Genomic DNA, 1,434 nt, shown 5'->3' with positions numbered 1-1,434 from the left:
GGATCTAGCAGGCTTCTCTGATTGGGGTCGGTGAGGTCAAGCGTTTCCTGTCTTTTTTCCGGACCATGTCGCCCCGCGGGTCACTCGCTTCTCTTCGCGGTCGGCGCGGAGCCGCCGCATGATGGGGTCAGGAGAGCGAGGCGTCTCAATCTGTTGAACGACCTTGGGAGACTTCGCCCAGGATCGTGCCTGCTAACGAGATCGCCTTGCCCATCGTCCCCACGGGAACGATCCAGATCACCCTCGCGGGCGAACCACTGTTTGTGTTCGTTTTTGTTCCTTGCGCTATTTCATGCCGATCCGGCGGCTTCCTTTCCAAAGCGGAATTCGGTTGCGTCGGCCCACATGCGGTGCAGGATGACGGCCAGCTTGCGGGCCACCGCCACCCGCGCCCGCGCCATGCCGCGGCGTCTGGCGATGTTCATGCCCCAGGCGCGCAAGCTCGACCACTTTTTGGAACGCACAAGCAGTGAATGGGCTGCCTCGTAGAGTGCTGTGCGGGCGAGCTCGTCGCCACAGCGGCTGACCTTGCCCTGGATGTCGGTCTCACCGGATTGGTATCGCGCTGGCGTCAGCCCCAGATGCGCTCCCACCGCCCGCGAGGAGCCGAACCGCTCCGGCCGGTCGATCGTGGCGCGGAAGGCGAGCGCCGTAATCGGACCAACGCCTGGCGCGCTCATCAGCCGCCGGCAGACCTCCTCCTTGCGGACGATGTCGAGAACCTTCTTGGTCAGCCGGGCGAACTCCTTGAGCATGGTGCCGAGGATCGTAAGCAGCGGCTCGACCATCGCCATCACCTCGGCACTGGCCAGTTCGCGCACGCGATCAGCAAAGGCGGTGCGCGATGGCGTACCGAGCTTGACGCCGGCCTCTCGCAGCATGGCGCGCACGACATTCTCGATGCTGCGCATCTCGTTCAGCACCGTCCGGCGGGCAACCAGCAGCGCACGCCACAGCCGGCATGGCCGGCTCTTGACATGCACCTGCCGATACCAGCCCGTGCGCATGATCTGCGCAAGCGCGCGGGCGTCGTTGCGATCGGTCTTGTTCGGCATCGTCTTCATGGCCGCATTGGCTTGGCGCGTCTCGATGCAGATCGCAGGCAGACCTTCGGCGCACAATCCATCGTGAAGCCAGGCCGTCAGCGAGCACGCTTCAAGCCCGATGCGCTCCAGCGGCAGATCGAGCTTCCGCAACGCATCGGACAAGGCCTGTGGTTCGCTCGCCGCTCGTGTTTCCTTCACGATCTGACTGCTCTCATCGACGACGCAAATCGCGGTCTCTTCCAAAGATACGTCTAATCCAGCAAAATACTTCACGGCTGCTCCTTCCCGATGTTTGTGGCGCTCCAAGGCGACCACGTTGTAACATCCATACAGGAGCAGCCGCCCGCACCTTGGCTCGGGCGAGACCCCAATCACCCCATCTGTTGAA

The 1,434-nt window shown here is 63.3% G+C and carries 1 protein-coding gene; it reads right to left on the bottom strand.

Annotated elements, in window-relative coordinates:
• Positions 1-290: 290 nt before the first annotated feature.
• Positions 291-1,319: an IS110 family RNA-guided transposase gene (locus NKH98_RS32850; RefSeq protein WP_352904309.1), complete on the bottom strand. Its 1,029-nt coding sequence runs from the start codon at positions 1,317-1,319 to the stop codon at positions 291-293.
• Positions 1,320-1,434: the final 115 nt, after the last annotated feature.

Origin of the sequence: Mesorhizobium sp. M0833 (assembly GCF_040319905.1) — a bacterium.
Lineage (GTDB): Bacteria > Pseudomonadota > Alphaproteobacteria > Rhizobiales > Rhizobiaceae > Mesorhizobium.
The sequence above is the reverse complement of the archived record's forward strand: the minus strand, read 5'-3'. Positions and strand labels throughout refer to the sequence as shown.